20 protein-coding genes are annotated in these 19,350 nt (G+C 63.6%); 9 read left to right on the top strand and 11 right to left on the bottom strand.

The window, feature by feature from the left end:
• The first annotated feature begins 42 nt into the window (after positions 1 to 42).
• Positions 43 to 609 carry a cupin domain-containing protein gene (locus tag ACVI1L_RS39550; protein ID WP_057019108.1) on the top strand — a complete coding sequence of 189 codons (567 nt, stop codon included), beginning with the start codon at positions 43 to 45 and terminating at the stop codon, positions 607 to 609.
• Positions 610 to 914: 305 nt separating this feature from the next.
• Here ACVI1L_RS39550 and ACVI1L_RS39545 read toward each other — a convergent pair whose 3' ends face one another.
• A complete protein-coding gene (locus ACVI1L_RS39545; protein ID WP_246786681.1) occupies positions 915 to 1,877 on the bottom strand; it encodes an HWE histidine kinase domain-containing protein in 963 nt (320 codons plus the stop codon).
• Positions 1,878 to 2,267: 390 nt separating this feature from the next.
• Here ACVI1L_RS39545 and ACVI1L_RS39540 point away from each other — a divergent pair, with 390 nt between their 5' ends.
• Together ACVI1L_RS39540 and ACVI1L_RS39535 are read left to right on the top strand one after the other, a co-directional pair.
• Entirely contained in the window at positions 2,268 to 2,657 is a 390-nt protein-coding gene (locus tag ACVI1L_RS39540) for a response regulator (RefSeq protein ID WP_057019106.1), read from the top strand.
• Positions 2,658 to 2,662: 5 nt separating this feature from the next.
• Complete coding sequence (locus ACVI1L_RS39535; protein WP_168858046.1) at positions 2,663 to 3,073, top strand: response regulator; 411 nt, start codon at positions 2,663 to 2,665, stop codon at positions 3,071 to 3,073.
• 49 nt (positions 3,074 to 3,122) lie between these two features.
• Here the strand turns inward: ACVI1L_RS39535 and ACVI1L_RS39530 are convergent, their stop codons facing one another.
• Positions 3,123 to 3,434, bottom strand: a complete 312-nt coding sequence (locus ACVI1L_RS39530; protein ID WP_456785291.1) for a hypothetical protein — start codon at positions 3,432 to 3,434, stop codon at positions 3,123 to 3,125.
• A 348-nt stretch (positions 3,435 to 3,782) separates the two neighbouring features.
• On the opposite strand from ACVI1L_RS39530, the gene ACVI1L_RS39525 reads away from it, so the two are divergent.
• Positions 3,783 to 4,013: an MGMT family protein gene (locus ACVI1L_RS39525; protein ID WP_076830218.1), complete on the top strand. Its 231-nt coding sequence runs from the start codon at positions 3,783 to 3,785 to the stop codon at positions 4,011 to 4,013.
• Between the two features lie 106 nt (positions 4,014 to 4,119).
• Here the strand turns inward: ACVI1L_RS39525 and ACVI1L_RS39520 are convergent, their stop codons facing one another.
• Positions 4,120 to 5,376, bottom strand: coding sequence for a NupC/NupG family nucleoside CNT transporter (locus ACVI1L_RS39520; RefSeq protein WP_057019103.1), 1,257 nt, complete (start codon positions 5,374 to 5,376; stop codon positions 4,120 to 4,122).
• A gap of 116 nt (positions 5,377 to 5,492) precedes the next feature.
• Here ACVI1L_RS39520 and ACVI1L_RS39515 point away from each other — a divergent pair, with 116 nt between their 5' ends.
• The gene (locus tag ACVI1L_RS39515; RefSeq protein WP_050385903.1) at positions 5,493 to 6,716 is read left to right on the top strand and encodes an MFS transporter; all 1,224 of its coding nucleotides are present in this window, start codon (positions 5,493 to 5,495) and stop codon (positions 6,714 to 6,716) included.
• A gap of 366 nt (positions 6,717 to 7,082) precedes the next feature.
• Here the strand turns inward: ACVI1L_RS39515 and ACVI1L_RS39510 are convergent, their stop codons facing one another.
• The gene (locus ACVI1L_RS39510) at positions 7,083 to 7,844 is read right to left on the bottom strand and encodes an SDR family oxidoreductase (RefSeq protein WP_456785290.1); all 762 of its coding nucleotides are present in this window, start codon (positions 7,842 to 7,844) and stop codon (positions 7,083 to 7,085) included.
• Positions 7,845 to 7,856: 12 nt separating this feature from the next.
• Positions 7,857 to 8,618 (bottom strand): hypothetical protein, encoded by a 762-nt coding sequence (locus tag ACVI1L_RS39505; protein ID WP_057019101.1) that lies wholly within the window; start codon positions 8,616 to 8,618, stop codon positions 7,857 to 7,859.
• A 300-nt stretch (positions 8,619 to 8,918) separates the two neighbouring features.
• On the opposite strand from ACVI1L_RS39505, the gene ACVI1L_RS39500 reads away from it, so the two are divergent.
• Entirely contained in the window at positions 8,919 to 10,529 is a 1,611-nt protein-coding gene (locus ACVI1L_RS39500; RefSeq protein WP_456785289.1) for an ABC transporter substrate-binding protein, read from the top strand.
• Positions 10,530 to 10,717: 188 nt separating this feature from the next.
• Here the strand turns inward: ACVI1L_RS39500 and ACVI1L_RS39495 are convergent, their stop codons facing one another.
• Positions 10,718 to 11,011, bottom strand: a complete 294-nt coding sequence (locus tag ACVI1L_RS39495) for a GYD domain-containing protein (RefSeq protein WP_026192964.1) — start codon at positions 11,009 to 11,011, stop codon at positions 10,718 to 10,720.
• A gap of 352 nt (positions 11,012 to 11,363) precedes the next feature.
• Positions 11,364 to 11,582, bottom strand: a complete 219-nt coding sequence (locus ACVI1L_RS39490) for a hypothetical protein (protein ID WP_057019099.1) — start codon at positions 11,580 to 11,582, stop codon at positions 11,364 to 11,366.
• A gap of 221 nt (positions 11,583 to 11,803) precedes the next feature.
• Here ACVI1L_RS39490 and pdhA point away from each other — a divergent pair, with 221 nt between their 5' ends.
• From pdhA to ACVI1L_RS39475, 3 genes are read left to right on the top strand one after another with little or no spacing between them, the layout of a single operon-like run.
• Complete coding sequence (gene pdhA / locus ACVI1L_RS39485; protein ID WP_456785288.1) at positions 11,804 to 12,850, top strand: pyruvate dehydrogenase (acetyl-transferring) E1 component subunit alpha; 1,047 nt, start codon at positions 11,804 to 11,806, stop codon at positions 12,848 to 12,850.
• Entirely contained in the window at positions 12,843 to 13,823 is a 981-nt protein-coding gene (locus ACVI1L_RS39480; protein ID WP_456785287.1) for an alpha-ketoacid dehydrogenase subunit beta, read from the top strand. The genes pdhA and ACVI1L_RS39480 overlap by 8 nt, the downstream gene beginning before the upstream one ends.
• Before the next feature lie 20 nt (positions 13,824 to 13,843).
• Positions 13,844 to 14,941, top strand: a complete 1,098-nt coding sequence (locus ACVI1L_RS39475; protein WP_456785286.1) for a dihydrolipoamide acetyltransferase family protein — start codon at positions 13,844 to 13,846, stop codon at positions 14,939 to 14,941.
• Between the two features lie 30 nt (positions 14,942 to 14,971).
• Here ACVI1L_RS39475 and ACVI1L_RS39470 read toward each other — a convergent pair whose 3' ends face one another.
• The 4 genes from ACVI1L_RS39470 to ACVI1L_RS39455 form a co-directional block, all read right to left on the bottom strand.
• The gene (locus tag ACVI1L_RS39470) at positions 14,972 to 15,397 is read right to left on the bottom strand and encodes a carboxymuconolactone decarboxylase family protein (protein WP_057019097.1); all 426 of its coding nucleotides are present in this window, start codon (positions 15,395 to 15,397) and stop codon (positions 14,972 to 14,974) included.
• A gap of 184 nt (positions 15,398 to 15,581) precedes the next feature.
• The gene (locus ACVI1L_RS39465; protein WP_057019096.1) at positions 15,582 to 16,424 is read right to left on the bottom strand and encodes a transglutaminase family protein; all 843 of its coding nucleotides are present in this window, start codon (positions 16,422 to 16,424) and stop codon (positions 15,582 to 15,584) included.
• Positions 16,425 to 16,615: 191 nt separating this feature from the next.
• Positions 16,616 to 17,560 carry an alpha-E domain-containing protein gene (locus ACVI1L_RS39460; protein WP_057019095.1) on the bottom strand — a complete coding sequence of 315 codons (945 nt, stop codon included), beginning with the start codon at positions 17,558 to 17,560 and terminating at the stop codon, positions 16,616 to 16,618.
• 170 nt (positions 17,561 to 17,730) lie between these two features.
• Complete coding sequence (locus ACVI1L_RS39455) at positions 17,731 to 19,149, bottom strand: circularly permuted type 2 ATP-grasp protein (RefSeq protein WP_456785285.1); 1,419 nt, start codon at positions 19,147 to 19,149, stop codon at positions 17,731 to 17,733.
• Positions 19,150 to 19,350 lie beyond the last annotated feature (201 nt).

Genomic DNA, 19,350 nt, shown 5'->3' with positions numbered 1-19,350 from the left:
GTGTTAGCCTCTCTCCGTCACAAAAAGACGGGAGGCGAAACAATGGCCAAGAAGACGGCATCAAGATCGGCAGCCAAGACCGCGGTGAAGAAGAAATGGTCGGGGCTTGGCGCAGGCGCCAAGAAGACGTCCGCGAAATCGTCCGCGCGCAAGACCATCAAGTCGAAAGGCCGCGTCTCGGCGGCCAAGAAGAGCGCGCCGAAAGCTGCGACCAAGGCGCGGCCGAAGCAGCGCGTGGCGATCAGCCATCACCGCGAAGAGGACTTCAAGGCCGACGGGCTGCGCGCCTACGCCAAGTACCGCGACCTCGGCATATCAGCCGCGTCGCATGGTCTCGCCCAGGCGCACGTCATCCGGCTGCAGGGACCGTGCAATCCCGATGAAGTGTCGAAGCTGCACTTCCACGATGTCGACTTCCAGATGGTCTATGTGCTCAAGGGCTGGGTGAAGACCTACATGGAAGGCGAGGGCGAGACGCTGATGCAGCAAGGCAGTGCCTGGACCCAGCCGCCGCGCATCCGGCACATGATCCTGGACTATTCCGACGACGTCGAACTGCTGGAAGTGATCCTGCCGGCCGAGTTCAAGACGGTGGAGCTGAAGGCGTAATGCTCACGCACTCGTCGTGGCCGGGCTTGACCCGGCCATCCTGCTTGCTTCGCAAGATTCTCCTTGGTCGATGGATGCCCGGGTCAAGCCCGGGCATGACGATTTCCTAGGCCGTGTACCCATAAAACCGTCGGCGTGACTCTACGTCCGCTTTGCCCCGATAGCGACCAAGTTCGTGCGGCAACGCAAGATGTCGCGATGGGCCAACTGCCGACGTTCCAAAGTGAATGAGACCACCAACAGTTATTCTGTCGGCGCTATTGGAGGAGCGGCGTCAAGTAGCCCGAAACAGACTATCCCCGCAATCAGACTGCAAGACGATCCAAAGGAATCGAAACCCTTAACCTGAGCCCGCTCGGTAACCAATCATATTCCACCTTGCCGCCCAGTTGAGCGGCAATGCTGCGCTCCGCAAGCACACTCCCAAAACCCTGTGCCGAAGGCGCAGCAACAATCACTGGGCCGCCTGTCTCCTCCCATTCAAGATGCAAGTCCCCGCCTTGCGTGTCCCATGCGATGTTTATTGAACCGGTTGGTTCCGACAACGCCCCATACTTGGCCGCATTCGTAGTGGTTTCATGCAGCGCGAGTGCGAGGCTTGTAACGGCCATAGCACCCACGGGGACAGTTGGTCCTCTTACCATGATGCGTTCGCTGGACGCGTCATCTTCATACGGCCGCAAGACCGTTCGCACCACGTCTCCCACCGTCGTTCGCTCGCTATGCGCCTCCGTACCCATGATTCCAGGACGGATTAGGTCCTTGGCCTGCATTAGAGCGTCGAGACGGCCTCGTAACGATTGAGCCATCTCTTGCGGAGTTCTGGCTGACCGAGCGCTCAGACTTATGATGCCGTGGAAAACGGCAAACATGTTCTTTACGCGATGGTTTGCTTCCCGAGCGAGCAACCGTTGGCGTTCTTGCGCAATTACACGTTCGGTCGTCTCACTAACGATGCAGAGTACACCGCCAGTTTCGCCAGCCTCGTTCTGAACTGGAGAATACGAGATGTCGAAATAAACTGTCTCTGGGTAGCCGTGCCGCTCAATGTAGAAGGGGCGGTCCTTCGCGAAGACTGTTTCGCCGGTGTCGAGGACGCGCCTGAGAAGCGGTCCTAAATCGTCCCACAGCTCGGCCCAATTATCGCGTGCTGGTCGCCCAAGTGCCTTTGGATGCTTCTGACCTATCGTAGGAGCATAGGCGTCGTTGTAGAGAGCGACAAATTCGGCTCCCCAAAACAGCACGATTTGTGCTTTGGCCGGCAGCATAAGGCTCACCGCGCTCCTGAGGTGCGTTGGCCACCCAACGATTGGTCCCAAGCTGGTGCTGGACCAGTCGAAAGACCGGATGAGTGCGGCAGCTTCGCCCTCAGCCCGCGGAAAATCGCCTTTTACTTCTCGAACAGTGCCCATGGCGATCAACAAAGCAAACATTGGAATCGGGAACAATGGCCCACGAAACACTGATGTCAACAGAGCAACGACGAGATGGGCATAACGAGCTGTCGCAACGGGCCATAAGCAGTCATCAACCGCCGCTGTAGGTCGGCGGTCGGCCGAGAATGTTCCCGCCACGACGCCAAATTAGCAAAAGAACTCAATGGCTTGGAACGTTGCGCCCCTCTGTAGGTTGGCTGACCAGCATCCGAGGAGCCAACGATGGTCCCCCAAGCGCAGCAAAAGAGCGAACGGATCAGGGTTTTGTTCGTGGAGGACGAATGGTTCATCCGATTTGACGTAGCTGAGCAGCTTCGAGGCGCGGGGTTTGAGGTTATTGAGGCGAGGACCGCCGATGACGCGATGGACTACATCTCATCAGGCGAGCGGATTGACGCGCTGATAACCGATATCCGGATGCCCGGAACCCTTGATGGTCTGGAGTTGGCTGGGAAGGTCCGCGTCATGCAACCGATGCTCCTTATCCTCGTTGCCTCTGGAAGCACAGAATTGGAGAGCGCAGCGAGCCGCGTAGGTAGGTTCATCAGCAAGCCCTACGATCCCAAGCAGATCGCGATGCTGATCGCGGAGATGCTCGGCCCGGCGCTGTAGTAAGCATGCAAGCAACAACTGTATTGATCGTCGAGCAGGACGTGCTCGTGCGCCATCCGCTGGCGGAGTACCTTCGTGAGTGCGGCTATCGCGTGATGGAAGCAACTCAACACGATGAGGCACGTGAATGCCTCGAAGGCGGGAAACACTGTATCGAAGTGGCCCTGATCGACGTAGGCGGCCCCACCGGCTCTGGGTTTGCTCTTTCTGCGTGGATACGGAGCAACTACCCAACTGTGAAGACAATGCTGGGCGCGACGGTCGGCAAGGTCCTCGCGCTCGCGGGTGACCTTTGCGAGGAAGGCCCGCAGGCAGCGAAGAAGCTGAATTATCGCCCCGTGTTGGATCACATTCGCCAACTGCTCGCGACCCGGAAGCCGCCGAAAATCACCAGCCGCGATACCCGCGCAGGATAGGTGGCTGCAAACAGTGCGCTCATCGCGCTGCCTTCGGAATTCCCCATGATCACCGCTTGTGATGCGCCAATTGTTGTATCCATGATGGCGCGAACGTCGTCCATGCGTTGCTCAAGGGAAGGAGCAGCGGAATCCGGTCGGATAGTCCGTCGCCCCTTTTGTCGAATGTAGTGACACGCGCAAAGGCTGAAAGCCGCTGCAAGAATGCCGTATATCCGGACGTTTCGTGCTGAAAATCGACGCGCGAGAACCCACCAAGAACCATGATGATGTCGATAGGTCCTTCACCCATCACTTGACAGGCGATATTGACCTCGCCGCTCAGAGCATATCTGGTTTCGGCTAAGGCGAACTCTGACATCCATTCCGGTCCTCGCGAGACCCGACAATTCTCCTCGGCTGAACTATGGGGGTCAGCGGATAAAGTCACCTCAGAAGTATGGCAATGTCCACAGCGGGTCATTCACGTCGAATCGCATCGGGCGGAGCCGCCGGTCGATGTCCGCAATGCTCCGTTTGCGTCCACGCCGGCACTGCGCGGCAAACGACGCTAGGGGCCAATAGCTGCCCCGCAATGTTAAGACGGCGGCGCGCACTTCGAAACTAAACACCGGCACGTCCGGTCGAATCTTCCGTGCCAACGCGACGCGCTCGTCCAACCGCAAGTAAAATGGCGAAAACCCTCTGAGAAATCTGCTACACTCGATCTATGAAAACCTTTTCAGATAAGGTCCGCGACATCGTGCGCAAGATCCCAAAGGGGAAGGCCATGACGTACAAAGCTGTCGCTGCTAAAGCCGGCAATCCGAAGGCTGCGCGCGCGGTCGGTGCCATAATGCGCACGAATGACGACCCATCGATCCCCTGTCATCGCGTTATTGCAAGCGACGGCTCAATGCGCGGCTACGTGCGCCCGCGCCGTCGGCCGGCCCAACAATGATCCGCTTGGCAGGGAGCTTCACCGCGTCAGCACCGCCCCGGATTGCGCGGAGCCTGTTATCGGGCGCGCGTTCGCGCGACCCGTTGGCTCCTCCGGGCTACTGCGACTACGGCTGCGTCAGCATCCCCACGATCGCGCCCATCAGGCAGGTCGTCAGCGTGCCCGAGACGATCGACTTCAGCCCGAGCGCGTTGATCTCGTCGCGCCGCTCGGGCGCCATGATGCCGAGGCCGCCGATCATGATGCCGAGGCTCGCGAAGTTCGCAAAGCCGCACATCGCGTAGAGCATGATCAGCCGCGAGCGCGGATCGAGCGCGTCGGGGCCGAGCTTCGACAGGTCGACATAGGCGATCAACTCGTTCAGCACGGTCTTGGTGCCCATCAGGCTTCCGGCCGTGATCGCCTGCGGCCAGGGCAGGCCCATCAGCCAGCACACCGGCGCCATGACGTAACCAAGCAGGCGCTGCAGCGAAATCTTCGCGCCGCCGATCTCCGGCAGCAGGCCGATGATCGCGTTTGCCAGATACACCAGCGCGACCAGCACGAGCAGCATCGCGATGATGTTCATCAAGAGCTCGAGCCCGGCTGCCGTGCCCTTCACGATGGCGTCCATCGTCGACGACACCTGGATATCGGGATTGTCGAGCGATCCGCCGGTGCGCTTGCCGGACGTTTCCGGCACCATGATCAGGCTCACTAAAATAGCGGTCGGCGCGCCGAGCACCGAGGCGATGACGAAATGCGCGGCCGCATCCGGGATCAGCGGCGCCAGCAGAGTGGCGTACAGCACCAGCACCGTGCCGGCGATCCCGGCCATGCCGCCGGTCATCACCAGAAACAACTCGCTGCGGGTGAGCTGAGCGAGGTAGGGACGGATGAAGAGCGGGGCTTCGACCATGCCGAGGAAGATATTGGCCGCGGTCGAGAGCCCGACCGCGCCGCCGACGCCGAGCGTGCGCTCGAGCAGCCAGGCCATGCCGCGCACGACAGGCGGCAGCAGGCGCCAATAGAACAACAGCGTCGTCAGCACGCTCATCACAAGCACGATCGGCAGCGCCTGGAAGGCGAGGATGAAATCCGAGCCGGGCGCTTTGGGATCGAACGGCGCCGGGCCGCCGCCGACATAGCCGAACACGAAGGCAGTGCCGGCGCGCGTCGCGGCGGCGATGGTGCCGACGGCGTCATTGATCGCGCCGAAGGCCTGCGTCACCAGCGGCACCTTGATCAGCACCAGCGCAGTGACGATCGTGACGGCAAGTCCGATCGCCGCCTGGCGCAGCGACACCTTCAGGCGATTCTCGCTCAGCGCCCAGGCGATCAAGAGCAACGCCACCACGCCGAACGCCGATTGCAACTGCAGCATCACGCCCCCAAAAAACCTCGCGGGATTATGGGCAGGGGCCTCGCGCAGCGCAATGCTGTTGCGCGTTCATCTCGTATCCATTGACAAGTTGCAGGCGCTCGGCCACGCAATCATCCATGTCCTCCGCCACGCCGGCCGGCGCCCGCGATCTGCTCGGCCACAGACCGTTCCTGTTCTTCTTGTCGTCGCGCAGCCTGTCGCGCTTCTCCAGCCAGATCGGCGCGGTGGCGATCGGCTGGCAGATCTATGATCTGACCGGCAGCGCGTTCGACCTCGGCATGGTCGGACTGGTGCAGTTTCTGCCGACCGCGCTGTTGGTGTTCGTCGCCGGCCACGCCGCCGACCGCTTCGAGCGCAAGCGCGTGGTGCAGGCCTGCCAGATCGCTGAGGCGCTGACCGCATTGTTTCTTGCCGGAAGCACTTTTGCCGGCACCATCTCCGAGATCCAGATCTTCGTCGCGACCTTCGTGCTCGGGATCGCCGGCGCGTTCGAGAGTCCGGCGACCGCCGCGCTATTGCCGCTGATCGCGCCGCAAGGCTCGCTGCAGCGGGCGACCGCGATATCGAGCGGCGCGGCGCAGGTCGCGACCATCACCGGACCCGCGCTCGGCGGCTTTGCCTATGCCCTGATGCCGAGCGCGCCCTACGGCATCATGATGGTGTTCTGGCTGTTCGGCGCGCTGCTCACCGGCGGCATCGGCCGGTTGCAGCAGGCGCCGGTGAAGAACGGCGGGTCGTCGGACGACCTGTTTGCCGGCGTCACCTTCGTTCGCAGCAATCCGGCGATCCTCGGCACCATCTCGCTCGACCTGTTCGCGGTGCTGTTCGGCGGCGTCACCGCGCTGCTGCCGATCTATGCGCGCGATATCCTGCAAGCCGGTCCGCTCGGCCTCGGCATCCTGCGCGCCGCGCCCGCGGTCGGTGCGCTGCTGATGACGATGGTGCTGGCGCGGCACACCATCAACCGCCGCGTCGGCATGCGGATGTTCCAGGCGGTGATCGTGTTCGGCGTTGCGACGGTGGTGTTCGCGCTGTCGCACTGGATGTGGCTGTCGGCGCTGGCGCTCGCGGTGCTCGGCGCCGCGGACACGATCAGCGTCGTGATCCGCTTCTCGCTGGTGCAGCTCGCCACCCCCGACGAGATGCGCGGCCGTGTCGGCGCGGTGAACTTTCTGTTCATCAACGCGTCAAACCAACTCGGCCAGTTCGAGAGCGGCGTCACCGCGGCGCTGCTCGGCACCGTGCCGTCGGCCGTGCTCGGCGGCGTCGCCACGGTCGCGGTCGCGCTGCTCTGGATGAAGCTGTTCCCGACGCTGCGGGACGTCGAGAAGCTGGAGTAGGGCGCTTCCCTTACCTCGCCCCGCTTGCGGGGAGAGGTCGGATTGCGCAGCAATCCGGGTGAGGGGGACTCTCCGCGCGTTTGTCTCTCACCGTCCTTGTGGAGACTCCCCCTCATCCCGACCTTCTCCCCGCGCGCGGGGAGAAGGGGACGATGAGCCCCGGGGCAAGCTTTTCATGATTTCGGAATAATGGAAAAGTATCGCTGATTTGCCTGACGTGTCAAGTTGCCGTGTCGGACTCCGACAGCTGCCGGCTCCTTTGCATGGGGTTGTTTTCGATATTTTGGCAGCGCGCCCGGCGACGGCCGGCCGGGACAAGCCCGGCCGGGCGTCGTGAGGGTCCTGCCGCAAGCAGGGAGGAGAAGATCAGCCCCGGCCGACGAACGGCATCTTGGTCGCCATGACAGTCATGAACAACACGTTGGCGTCGAGCGGCAGGCCGGCCATGTAGGCCACGGCGTCGCCGACCGCCTTGGCGTCCATGCGCGGCTCGTGCTTGGTGGTGCCGTCCGGCTGCAGCACGCCGGGACCGTTGACCATGCGGTCGGTCATCGGGGTCGCGGCATTGCCGATATCGACCTGGCCGACCGCGATGTCATACATGCGGCCGTCGAGGTTGGACGACTTGGTGAGGCCGGTGATGGCGTGCTTGGTCGAGGTGTAGGCGGCCGAGAACGGCCGCGGCGCATGCGCCGAGATCGAGCCGTTGTTGATGATGCGGCCGCCGCGCGGCTTCTGGTCCTTCATGATGCGGAAGGCGTGCTGGGTGCACAGGAACGGCGCGGTCAGGTTGGTGTTGACGACGGCCTGCCACTGCTCCAGGGCTAAGTCCTCGAAATTCACCGGCGGCGCGCCCATGCCGGCGTTGTTGAACAGCACGTCGAGCCGGCCATAGGTCGCCTTCACCTTGTCGAACAGGGCTGCGATCGCGGCCGGATTGGCCATGTCGGCCGAAACGCACAGGCTCTTGCCGGCGGGGCCGAGCTTGGCGGTCTCTTCCAGCATCTCCATGCGGCGCCCGGCGAGCACCACGGTGTAGCCCTTGTCCATCAGAGCGAGCGACGCGGCGCGTCCGACGCCGGTGCCGGCGCCGGTCACGAGTGCGATCTTGCTGGTTGCCTCAGTCATCCGAGTTTCCTCTTACTTGGTTTTTGCTTCGGTTTCGTTCTTGTAGGGTGGGCGTGGAATGTTCTGGTGCGCCGCGCGCAGCGCCGCCGACCAGCGTGAGCGCAGGTCGTGGAAATAGGGCTCGCCGGCCTCGATGCGGTGGTTGAGGTCGGCCTCGCAGGCGTCCGTGCGCACCACCAGCACGTCGATCGGCAGGCCGACGCCGAGGTTGGAGCGCATCGTCGAATCCATCGAGATCAGCCCGGTCTTCAGCGCCTCGTAGAGCTCGACGTCGTAATGCATGGCGCGGTCGAGCACCGGCTTGCCGTATTTGTGCTCGCCGATCTGCAGGTACGGCGTGTCGGTGGTGCACTCGATGAAGTTGCCGGCGGTGTAGACCATGAACAGGCGCATCCGCGAGCCCTTGATCTGGCCGCCGAACAGGAACGAGACGTCGAAGGAGATGTCCTCGGCGCGCAGCGCATCGCCCTCGGTGGCGTGCACCGAGCGGATGGCGCGGCCGATCCGCTGCGCCGCCTGGAACATGGTCGGGGCGTTCATCAGCGTCTCGAGCTCGCCGGTGTCCGGATTTTCCATGCCCTCGGTCAGGGTCGACAGCACCGACTGGCTGATCGCGAGATTCCCGGCGCTGGCGATCGCCATGATGCGGTCGCCAGGCTTTTCGAAGATGTGCAGCTTGCGGAAGGTCGAGACGTTGTCGAGGCCGGCATTGGTGCGGGTATCGGCGATCATGACGAGCCCGTCGCGCACCAGAATTCCGCAGCAATAGGTCATTTAAAGCCCTCAGACGGTCCGAGTTTCTCGGCGGGAAACGTGTAGCCAATTTCGAGGATGCATCCAACCCCAATTCCCCGTGACGGGACGTGCGATGGCCGGTCGCGCGGGTCGGGGCCGCCGGTCCCGGCGGTGGTCCGTCCGGGTGCCCTGTTCCGGCCATCGAGGTCGCGAGCATTCCGGTCTCGCTCGGCGTGGCGCGCAGCCGGCAATGATCTTCGCCTTGCGTCGTTGCGAGGGGCGGGGCGTTGTGCTCGACTGCCTGCAACCGACGACAACAAGAAATTTCGGGAGGCGGGAATGTCGTTCAAACTGGCCGCGTGCATTGTGGCATTGGGTATCGCGGCGCTGGCCGCGAGCCCTGCATCGGCGCAGAAGCAGGGCGGCACGCTGCGGCTCTATCACAACGACAATCCGCCCTCGACCTCGCTGCTCGAGGAATCCACCATCGCCTCGGTGATGCCGTTCGCGGCCGTCTTCAACAACCTCGTGGTGTTCAATCCGGCCAAGGTGCACGAAAGCATCGACACCGTGATCCCCGATCTCGCCGAGAGCTGGTCGTGGGACCAGACCAACACAAAGCTTACCTTCAAGCTGCGGCACGGCGTGAAGTGGCATGACGGTCAGCCGTTCACGGCCAGGGACGTGCAGTGCACCTGGCGGATGCTGATCGGCAAGAGCGAGACCCAAGACGTCAAAACACCGGACTTCAAGCGCAATCCGCGCAAGGTCTGGTACTCGAAGCTGAGGGATGTCAGCATCAATGGCGACGATGAGGCGACCTTCGAGCTGACCGAGCCGCAGCCCGGCCTGCTGGCGCTGCTCGCCAGCGCCTTCTCGGTTGTCTATCCCTGCCACGTGCCGCAGCAGGTGATGCGCACCAAGCCGGTCGGCACCGGGCCGTTCAAGTTCGTCGAGTTCCGGCGCGGCGACTCTATCCGTCTGGTCCGTAACCCCGATTACTTCAAGAAGGACCGGCCGTATCTCGACGAGATCACGGTGCGCTCGATCGATAGCCGCGCCACCCGCTTGCTGGCGTTCGCGACCGGCGACTACGACATCACCTTTCCGTCCGACGTCAGCATTCCCCTGATGAAGGACGTCAAGGCGCGGGCGCCGAACGCGATCTGCGAGATGACGTCGACCAATCTGCAGATCAATCTTCTGGTCAACCGCGTCAATCCGCCGTTCGACAATCCGGATATCCGCAAGGCGATGTCGCTGGCGCTGGATCGCAAGGCCTTCAACAGCATCCTGTTCGAGGGCAGCGGGCGGCTCGGCGGCGCGATGCAGGCCAAGCCCGAAGGCGAGTGGGGCATGCCGCCGGAGATCCTGTCGACGCTGATGGGTTACGGCCCCGATGCCGAGAAGAACCTCGCCGAGGCGCAGGCGATCATGCAGAAGCTCGGCTACAGCGACGCCAAGCCGCTGTCGATCAAGATCCAGACCCGCAACCTGCCGACCTATCGCGACCCGGCGGTGATCCTCGCCGACCAGCTCAAGAAGATCTACATCACAGCCGAGCTCGACATTCTGGACACGCCGCGCTGGTACTCGCGGCTGCAGCGCAAGGACTACACCATCGGCCTCAATGTCACCGGCGTCAGCGTCGACGATCCCGACGGCAATCTGGTCGAGAACTATTCCTGCAACTCCGAGCGCAACTACACCCAGTATTGCAACGCCGAAGTCGACAAGCTGCTGGCGGCGCAGTCGCGCGAGGTCGACAAGGACAAGCGCCGCAAGATCGTGTTCGACATCGAGCACCTGCTGGTCGACGACGCCGCGCGGCCGGTCATCCTGCACTCATCGGCCGGCAATTGCTGGCAGCCCTATGTGAGGAATTTCCACCCGCACGACAACAGCCAGTACAACAATCTGCGCTTCGAGGATGTCTGGCTGGATAAGTAACGCGTGGTGGCCCGCCGGCGACGACGTGCGCCGTCGCCCTCGTGCCCTTCGTATCCTTATTTATTCACACGACCAAAGCCGCGGCTGGTCCTGCGCATGCGCGCACTCCCGCGCCGATCGCCGGGGCAAGTCTGCGACGGCGCCCGTCAGTCAGGCCGCGTCGAGAACCATCGGGATATCCGATGTGGCTACGGGAGCTCGGATATCAGCTTGGTCCACTCCGCCTCGGGCCAGGCCCGTGAGGTGCAAGTCCGTATGTTTCCCAGAGAGCTGAGGGCAAGCGCGAGTTTTGTGATGTTGTCGCCGAGCGGTGCTTCGGCGAGGAGAAGGATGTCATGCTCGCCGGAGGTGAGATAGACCTCCTTGATTTCGACACCTAGTGTCTTGGCGAGTTCTTTCGCCGCTCGGCTGCGCTTGGGAGCTTCCTTGACATTACGAATTCCCTGGTCGGTCCAGTCGATCCTCAATATGAATGTCGCCATGTCGTCCTCCAAGGGTTAAGCACTGCCCTTGTCTGCCGCGCGCGCGGCAGGCCAACCTGTTTCATGTTGAAGTTGAGGGAGCGCCACATAAGGCAGGCGCTGCTTTCAGACTGCGATGCCTGCCGACGGCCTGACCGCTGCCCGTTCCTTCAAACGGCGACGTCGGCCCGTCCCGTCTAAGGGCAGCTCGCTGCAGATTACGCCATGTCCCTTGCTCGAGAAAGAGGGCTCCCCGCGTTGTGATCGGGACCGCGGTGGTCTCGCGTAAGCGAGGGCGCCGCGTCAAGATCACACCCTCTGCGCAAGGATGCGGCCGCAGACCTTGACGCGCCGGACAGCGATCCGATGCAAGTCAGCTGTGGGTGTAATCACCGGGTTTCAACCCGAGCGCCTTGACAGCTGCTTCGGGAAGCGGCCCCCACGCTTCGACCGTTTCATTCGGGGCCATCATGTCCGCAATAATTGCCGTGGCCTTTGCCGCGTCTCCTTCAGCCACGAAGAAGACCGAGCGAACAGGCGGGCCGCCGTCCAACGGCGCAGTTGTTACGAGGACAACCTGACCATTTGCCATGCTCTCTTATACCGCAGTCGCGGCGCTGTTCCACGGATCCTGTCGATCGATCCTTACGACCCGGCCGCTGACGCGTGCGCCAAGAGCGATGCTGCTACGGTATTGCATCGTCGCGGCCCTAACACCAAATAACTGAATGTGGGAGGCAGAACCGCTCCAGGAATGAGCGCGTGGCCAGCAAAAGAGCAAACGAAGAGCTCCCCGTCATTGCGCGCTTTGAGGTGCGCCGCCGCAATTACCTCGCGCCCGACGGCTCGATAGAGCGGCCGCTTCCTGCCTTCGCCACCGATGCCAAGCTGCTGGTCGAACTTTACCGGTCGATGGTGCTCTTGCGTCTGTTCGACCGAAAGGCTGTTGCATTGCAGCGCACCGGTCGGCTGGGAACCTATGCCATTTCGCTCGGCCAGGAGGCGGTGTCGGTCGGGATTGCGAGTGCGATGCGGGAGGATGACGTCCTGTTGCCCTCCTATCGCGACAACGGCGCGTTGCTCTGGCGTGGCGTCGCGCTGGAGGAGATCCTGCTGTTCTGGGGCGGCGATGAACGCGGCAATCAATTCTCCGGTCCGGTGCACGATTTCCCGTTCTGCGTTCCCGTCGGATCACAGGCGCCGCATGCCGCCGGCGTTGCCTACGCCCTGAAGTTGCGCAAGGAGCCGCGCGTGGCCGTCTGCATGTTCGGCGACGGCGCCACCTCGAAAGGCGATGTTTACGAGGCCATGAATTTCGCCGGCGTTCACAAATTGCCGCTCGTGTTCGTCGCCACCAACAATCAATGGGCCATATCGGTGCCGTTGCGTCTGCAGACGGGTTCCGAGACGCTGGCGCAGAAGGCCATCGGCGCCGGGTTCAGCGGCGAGCAGGTGGACGGGAGTGACGTGGTGGCGATGCGTGCCGCGGCCGAGGAGGCCATTGCCACTGCCCGCGACGGCAAGGGCCCTCACTTCATCGAAGCGGTCAGCTATCGGCTCGGCGATCACACGACGTCAGATGATGCATTGCGCTATCGTTCGGCCGAAGAAGTCCAGGCGCATTGGAAGGAAGAGCCGATCGCGCGCCTCCGGTCCTATCTTGTGGGTCAGAAGATGTGGACCAAGGCGGATGAGGAGCGGCTTGCCGCCGCGTGCCATGAGCGCATCGAGGCGGCGGTGGAGCGCTATCTGAAGACGCCGCCACGCCGAGCAGAAACCATGTTCGACAACCTCTATGCCGATCTGCCCGAGGCGTATGCCGCGCAGCGTCGCGAACTTGCAGGAGAGGACGATGCCTGAACTCACGTTGGTCGAAGCCATCAATCTGGCGCTCGGCCGCGCGATGGCGGATGATCCCGATGTGGTCGTGCTCGGCGAGGATGTCGGCGTCAATGGCGGCGTCTTCCGCGCGACCGTCGGCTTGCAGGAGCGCTTCGGTCCGGAGCGCGTCCTCGATACGCCGCTTGCCGAACTCCTGATCAGCGGGCTTTGCGTCGGCATGGCCGCGCAGGGACTGAAGCCCGTGGGCGAAATCCAGTTCATGGGATTTATTTATCCCTGTCTCGATCAGCTGGTGAACCACGCATCACGGCTGCGCAACCGTACCCAGGGACGGCTCAATTGTCCGATGGTCCTGCGGACGCCGCATGGTGCCGGCATTCGCGCGCCCGAGCATCATTCCGAAAGCACCGAGGCGATGCTGGCCCACATTCCGGGCTTGCGTGTCGTGGTGCCTTCGTCGCCGGAGCGCGCCTATGGACTTCTCCTCGCCGCGATCCGCGATCCCGATCCGGTGGTGTTCCTGGAGCCGACGCGGTTGTACCGCGCCGTGAAAGGCGAGGTCGAGGACAACGGCGAAGCCTTGCCGATGGATCGCGCCTTTGTCGAGAGGGAAGGTCGCGACGTCACGCTGATCAGCTGGGGTGCGATGCTGAAGGAAACGATGGCCGCAGCGGACGCGCTCGCCGACGAGGGCATCGCTGCCGAGGTTATCGACCTCGCCACGCTCAAGCCCTACGATGAAAACACCGTGCTCAGGTCGGTCACAAAGACCGGGCGCTGCGTCATCGTGCATGAGGCCGCGCACACCGGCGGATTTGGGGCGGAGATCGCGGCCATGATCGCCGAGCGCGGACTGTCCTCGCTGCTCGCACCCGTGACCCGCGTCACCGGCTACGACACGATCATTCCGATGGCCCGCCTCGAGCAACGCTACATGCCGTCGGTCGGACGCATCGTGACCGCAGCCCGAAAGGCGCAACAGTACAACTGAACACCGACGGACCTTGTGCCATGCGCCAGTTCACGTTGCCGGACCTTGGTGAAGGCCTTGAAGAAGCCGAGATCGTCACCTGGTACGTCAACGAGGGCGATCACGTCGTGACCGATCAGCCGCTCGTTTCGGTCGAGACCGACAAGGCGGTGGTCGAGATACCGGCGCCGTCGAGCGGACGCATCGCGCGCCTGTTCGGTGCCAAGGGCGATATCGTGAAGGTCGGCGCGCCGCTCGTCGAGTTTGCCGAGGACGCCGGGCAGGACACCGGCACGATTGTGGGCGAACTCGACACCGGCGAGCAACGGCCGGCGCCAGCAACTGCCTCGCCGACCAGCGGGCAGGGAGCCCGAGTGTTTCCGGCAGTGCGCGCCCTTGCGCGCAAGCTTGACGTCGCGCTCGATCTCGTCGAGGCGACCGGGCCCGGCGGCACCATCACGCGGGCCGATGTCGAGAGGGCGGCGAAGCGGATGTCTCACAGCGGACCCGCCGAGCCGCTGCGCGGCTTGCGCCGCGCGATGGCCCAACGCATGACGGCAGCGCATGCGGAAATCGTCCCCGCGACGGTCACCGATGAAGCCGACATCGACGATTGGCGGCAGGGCGAGGACGTGACAATCCGCCTGGCGCGGGCGATCGCCGCTGCCTGCAAGGCAGAGCCCGCGCTCAATGCCTGGTATCATTCCGGTACGGGAGAACGGCGCCTGATCGAGCGCATCGATCTCGGCATCGCCGTCGACACCGGCGGCGGCCTGATCGTTCCCGTGCTGCGCAATGTCGCGGAGCGGAGCGTATCGGACCTGCGGGCCGGACTCGACCGTCTGCGAGCCGACGCAATCGCGCGCGCGATACCCCCGGAGGAACTGCGCGGTGCGACGATCACGTTGTCGAACTTCGGCATGATCGGAGGCCGGTTTGCTAATCTCATCATCGTGCCGCCACAGACGGCGATCGTCGGCGCCGGGCGGATTTCGGAGCGCGTGGTCGCGCTTCGCGGGCAGGTTGCGGTCCGACGCACGCTGCCGCTATCGCTGACCTTCGATCATCGGGTGGTGACGGGCGGCGAAGCTGCCCGTTTCCTGGTTGTCCTCAAATCCGACGTTGAGCGCATTTCGTGACATCACTCATCCGCGAGACAGGCAGGAGCGTCACGGCTCCTGGCTTCGTCCCGCAGGTGCATCGACGAGGAAGGCCTCGTCGACGGGCACGCCGAGCGCCGTGACCAGCCGGTTGGTCTCGGCGGCCATGCCGACGATTGCCAGCATTTCCTGATATTCGGCGTCGGTCATGCCCTTGGCGCGGGCGCTCGCGGTGTGCGAGTGAATGCAGTAGCTGCAGCCGTGGGCCACCGAGACGGCGACGTAGAGCATCTCCTTGACCTTCGGGTCGAGCGCGCCGGGTGCCATCACCTCCTTGATGCTCTCCCAGGTCCGCCGCAGGGTCTTCGGATCATGCGCCAGGGCGCGCCAGAAATTGTTGACGAAGTCCGAGTTCCGCGTCTTGCGGATGTCGTCGAAGACGGCGCGTGCCTCCGCCGGGAGTTCGTCGTCGGAAAGCAGTTTTACGGTGGCCATGGCTTGTCTCGCTGGTTCGGTTTGCAGCAGCGATCATAGCACCCCTGCCGTCATGAGGAGCGAAGCGACGAAGCAATCCATGCCTCCGCAGGCGGTCAGATGGATTGCTTCGCGGAGCCTGTCCTCGGGCGCGCGTTCGCGCGACCCGTTAGCTCGCAATGACAGACGCGGAGAGGGATCAGCCCTACGACTGCGTCTGGCTCTGCCACTGGCCGGGACGGCCGGCCTGGTCGACCTTGACCGCGACCGTCAGCGTCTCGTTGCCGCCGCCATAGCGGGTGCCGCGGACCGGGGCGGCGCCGAGATAGTCGAGGCCAATCGCGACGCGGGCATGGGCGTCGGTGGTGCAGATGCCGTTGGCGGCGTCGAAGCCGATCCAGCCGAGATCGGGCACGAAGGCCTCGGCCCAGGCGTGGCCGGCCTGCTGGTTGACCATGCCGTCGGAGCGCAGGAAGTGGCCGGAGACGAACCGCGCCGGAACGCCGCCGGCGCGCGCGCAGGCGATCAGGATGTGCGCGTAGTCCTGGCAGACGCCGCGCTTCAGCGCGAACGCCTCGGCGGCCGAGGTGGCGCTGTTGGTCGGGTCCTCATCGAAGGTCATGTGCTCGTAGATCTGCACCATCAGCGCGTGCAGGAAACCGAGCACGTCGGCGCCGGCGTCGGCGCGCAGCTCGCGCACGACGGCCGTCATTGCCGGGTTGAGGTCGGTCAGCGGTGTGGGACGCAGGAACAGGCTCGGCGGAAACCGCTCGTCGCTGCCGCGCAGCACGCCGCCGGTATCCTGGGTCTCGATCAGGCCCTCGCAATGGATCGTGAGGTCGGCGATCGAGCCGTGCGTCAGCACATGGGTGACGTTGCCGAAGGCGTCCTCATGGGTGTCGAGCCGGGAATCGGTCGAGACGTCGATCTGCCAATCCGCGACATACTGGCCGTCATGGCTGCCGGGCGTCATCCGCAGAATCTGGATCACGCCCGAGGCCGCCGGCTCGTAACGATAGGTGGTGGTGTGGGCTATCCGCAGGCGCATGGCTCAACCGGTGTTCAATCGGTTTTTTCAGGGCAGGACTGTCATGCCCGGACCCTTCCCGGGCACCCACGTCTTTCTTCCTAATCGGCCGCGAAAGCAAGATGTCGATGGCCGGGACACCCATGCGAAGACGCGCTTCGCGCTTTTGGCCCCGCCATGACGACAATTTGAGCGTTTTTCGGCCGTATCGGTTAGATCAGGTACTGCTTGGTGATGATCTCACCCAGCCGTGAGTTGTCCGCGATGAACTCCTGGATGAATTCGTGCACGCCGTGCTGGAAGATATCGTCCATGTTGCTGTGCTCGAGCCGGTTCCTGATGCCGCGGGCATGGCGTTGCGAGGCGCCCTGGCGGCCATAGGCGACGCCGATCTGGTCGAGGTTGCGCACTAGGTTGCTGTAGCAGCTGGCAAGCGAGCGCGGCAGCGTATCGTTGAGGATCAACAGGTCGGCGATCAGCCAGGGCTTCAGGGTTTCCCGGTAGACCCAGTGATAGGCGGTCGTTGCCGACACCGAGCGCAGAATCGAGGTCCACTGGTAGTAATCCAGCGGGCCGCCGACATGCTCCTCCTCGGGTAACAGCATGTGATACTTCACGTCGAGAATCCGAGCCGTGTTGTCGGCGCGCTCGAGATGCACCCCGAGCCGCGAGAACCAGTAGGCGTCGTTGCGCAGCATGGTTCGGTAGGCCGAGCCGTCGAAGCGCAGCGAGGTCTCCTGCACGAAGCGCAGGAATTTGGCCAGCTCCTCGCGGTTGGCGGGACCCTTGTTCCAGACCGCCTGCAGCTCGATCCACGCCGAATTGATGGTGTCCCACATCTCCGACGTCAGCGCTGTCCGTACCGAGCGTGAATTGAGCCGCGCCGCCTCGATGCAGTTCTTGATCGAGGACGGATTGTCCGACGAGAAGGAGAGATATTCGATGACGTTCCGCTCGTCGGCTTCCTCATAGTGGTCGTAGAAGCTCGCGCCGACGCCGGCGGTGAGCAGTGCGGAATCCCACTCATTGGTCTTGCCGACATAGGCCGCGGGCAGCGCCGTGACGCGCAAGGTCGCATCGATCGTGCGCGCCAGATATTCGGCGCGTTCGACATAACGGGCCAGCCAGAACAGGTTTTCGGCGGTGCGCGACAGCATGCGATAGTCCCTACAAGGCGAAACGTGTTTCACCTCCCCCTGAAAGGGGGAGGTCGACGCGCAGCGGCGGGTGGGGGTTTTCTCTCCATTCGGCGTATGCGGCCGACCCCCACCCCGACCCTCCCCCTTGCAGGGGGAGGGAGGGCTCGCGCAGCGCGTTTGGCTTCAAATCACTCACTCAGTATCCAGGTGTCCTTGGTGCCGCCGCCCTGGCTCGAATTGACGACGAGCGAGCCTTCCTTCAGCGCGACGCGGGTCAGCCCGCCGGGCACGATGGTGGTGTGGCTGGAGCCGGTCAGCACGAACGGGCGGAGGTCGACATGACGCGGCGCCAGCCCCTTGTCGGTGCAGGTCGGGCAGGTCGACAGCGCCAGCGTCGGCTGGGCGATGAAGCCTTCCGGCTCGCGCTTGAGCTTGTCGCGGAACGCCTCGATCGTCGCTTTGGTGGCGGCGGGGCCGATCAGCATGCCGTAGCCGCCCGAGCCGTGCACCTCCTTGACGACGAGGTCGGCGAGGTTGTCGAGCACGTAGGACAGATCCTGCGGTTCGCGGCAGCGCCAGGTCAGCACGTTCTTCAGGATCGGCTCTTCACTGAGATAGAATTTTACGATGTCCGGCATGTAGGAATAGATCGCCTTGTCGTCGGCGATGCCGGTGCCGACTGCATTGGCGAGCGTGATGTTGCCGGCGGCGTAGGCCGACATCAGCCCGGGGACGCCGAGCGCGGAGTCCGGCCGGAAGGTGAGGGGATCGAGAAAATCGTCGTCGACGCGGCGGTAGATCACGTCGACCCGCTTCAGCCCCTCGGTGGTGCGCATGAACACCTCGTCGTTCTTGACGATGAGGTCGCGCCCCTCGACCAGTTCGATGCCGAGCTTGTCGGCGAGGAAGGAGTGCTCGTAATAGGCCGAGTTGTAGACGCCGGGCGTCATCAGCGCGACTGTCGGCTCGGCGGAGGCGCTGTGCGGCGCCACCGACCGCAGCGCCGACAGCAGCTCGTCCGGATAACGGTCCACCGGCGCGACGCGGTGCCGCGCGAACAGGTCCGGAAACAACCGCATCATGATCTCGCGGTTTTCCAGCATGTAGGACACGCCGGATGGCGTGCGCGCATTGTCCTCCAGCACGATGAAATTGTCGGGATCGGTGCGGATGATGTCGATGCCGGCGATGTGGACGTAGATGTCGTGCGGCACGTCCTGGCCGTTCATCTCCGGCCGGAACACCGGGTTCTGGAAGATCAGGTCCTCGGGGATGACGTTGGCGCGCAGGATGTCGCGGCCGTGATAGATGTCTTTCAAGAACATGTTGAGCGCGAGCACGCGCTGCTTGAGGCCCTTCTCCAGCAGCGTCCACTCGGTCGCCGACATGATGCGGGGGATGACGTCGAACGGGATCAGCCGCTCCTGGGCCTCGGCATCGCCATAGACCGCGAAGGTGATGCCGATCCGGCGGAACAGCAGCTCCGCTTCCTGGCGTCGATATTCGAGCGCATCCGGCGGCGTCTCTTTGAGCCAGCGGGAGAGCTCCTGGTAGGCCGGGCGGAGATCCTCGCCGAGGCCATTCATCTCGTCGAACGCGACTGCCATATAGCCCGACTGCCCTCCCAAGCCCTGTGACACAGTGCATGACTTGATGGGATGGTAGCAAGGGGCGGGCCAGCGCGATATGCATTGGCTTGCGGCATTTGCTATGGGTGAGGTGGAAGGCCTGCCCGAAAAACCGGCTGAGGTCTGCTTAATTCGGCGGCAAAACCCCGTGACATCAAGGCATTGGATCGGCAATGTCAG

The organism is Bradyrhizobium sp. USDA 4516 (assembly GCF_054055915.1).
This window is presented reverse-complemented; position numbering and strand designations above follow the sequence as displayed.

What these genes read in the sequence shown, in the direction of transcription:
- ACVI1L_RS39550 (WP_057019108.1), top strand. Translation starts at nt 43, where the DNA reads ATGGCCAAGAAGACGGCATCAAGATCGGCAGCCAAGACCGCGGTGAAG.
- ACVI1L_RS39545 (WP_246786681.1), bottom strand. Translation starts at nt 1,877, where the DNA reads ATGCTGCCGGCCAAAGCACAAATCGTGCTGTTTTGGGGAGCCGAATTT.
- ACVI1L_RS39540 (WP_057019106.1), top strand. Translation starts at nt 2,268, where the DNA reads ATGGTCCCCCAAGCGCAGCAAAAGAGCGAACGGATCAGGGTTTTGTTC.
- ACVI1L_RS39535 (WP_168858046.1), top strand. Translation starts at nt 2,663, where the DNA reads ATGCAAGCAACAACTGTATTGATCGTCGAGCAGGACGTGCTCGTGCGC.
- ACVI1L_RS39530 (WP_456785291.1), bottom strand. Translation starts at nt 3,434, where the DNA reads ATGTCAGAGTTCGCCTTAGCCGAAACCAGATATGCTCTGAGCGGCGAG.
- ACVI1L_RS39525 (WP_076830218.1), top strand. Translation starts at nt 3,783, where the DNA reads ATGAAAACCTTTTCAGATAAGGTCCGCGACATCGTGCGCAAGATCCCA.
- ACVI1L_RS39520 (WP_057019103.1), bottom strand. Translation starts at nt 5,376, where the DNA reads ATGCTGCAGTTGCAATCGGCGTTCGGCGTGGTGGCGTTGCTCTTGATC.
- ACVI1L_RS39515 (WP_050385903.1), top strand. Translation starts at nt 5,493, where the DNA reads ATGTCCTCCGCCACGCCGGCCGGCGCCCGCGATCTGCTCGGCCACAGA.
- ACVI1L_RS39510 (WP_456785290.1), bottom strand. Translation starts at nt 7,844, where the DNA reads ATGACTGAGGCAACCAGCAAGATCGCACTCGTGACCGGCGCCGGCACC.
- ACVI1L_RS39505 (WP_057019101.1), bottom strand. Translation starts at nt 8,618, where the DNA reads ATGACCTATTGCTGCGGAATTCTGGTGCGCGACGGGCTCGTCATGATC.
- ACVI1L_RS39500 (WP_456785289.1), top strand. Translation starts at nt 8,919, where the DNA reads ATGTCGTTCAAACTGGCCGCGTGCATTGTGGCATTGGGTATCGCGGCG.
- ACVI1L_RS39495 (WP_026192964.1), bottom strand. Translation starts at nt 11,011, where the DNA reads ATGGCGACATTCATATTGAGGATCGACTGGACCGACCAGGGAATTCGT.
- ACVI1L_RS39490 (WP_057019099.1), bottom strand. Translation starts at nt 11,582, where the DNA reads ATGGCAAATGGTCAGGTTGTCCTCGTAACAACTGCGCCGTTGGACGGC.
- ACVI1L_RS39480 (WP_456785287.1), top strand. Translation starts at nt 12,843, where the DNA reads ATGCCTGAACTCACGTTGGTCGAAGCCATCAATCTGGCGCTCGGCCGC.
- ACVI1L_RS39475 (WP_456785286.1), top strand. Translation starts at nt 13,844, where the DNA reads ATGCGCCAGTTCACGTTGCCGGACCTTGGTGAAGGCCTTGAAGAAGCC.
- ACVI1L_RS39470 (WP_057019097.1), bottom strand. Translation starts at nt 15,397, where the DNA reads ATGGCCACCGTAAAACTGCTTTCCGACGACGAACTCCCGGCGGAGGCA.
- ACVI1L_RS39465 (WP_057019096.1), bottom strand. Translation starts at nt 16,424, where the DNA reads ATGCGCCTGCGGATAGCCCACACCACCACCTATCGTTACGAGCCGGCG.
- ACVI1L_RS39460 (WP_057019095.1), bottom strand. Translation starts at nt 17,560, where the DNA reads ATGCTGTCGCGCACCGCCGAAAACCTGTTCTGGCTGGCCCGTTATGTC.
- ACVI1L_RS39455 (WP_456785285.1), bottom strand. Translation starts at nt 19,149, where the DNA reads ATGGCAGTCGCGTTCGACGAGATGAATGGCCTCGGCGAGGATCTCCGC.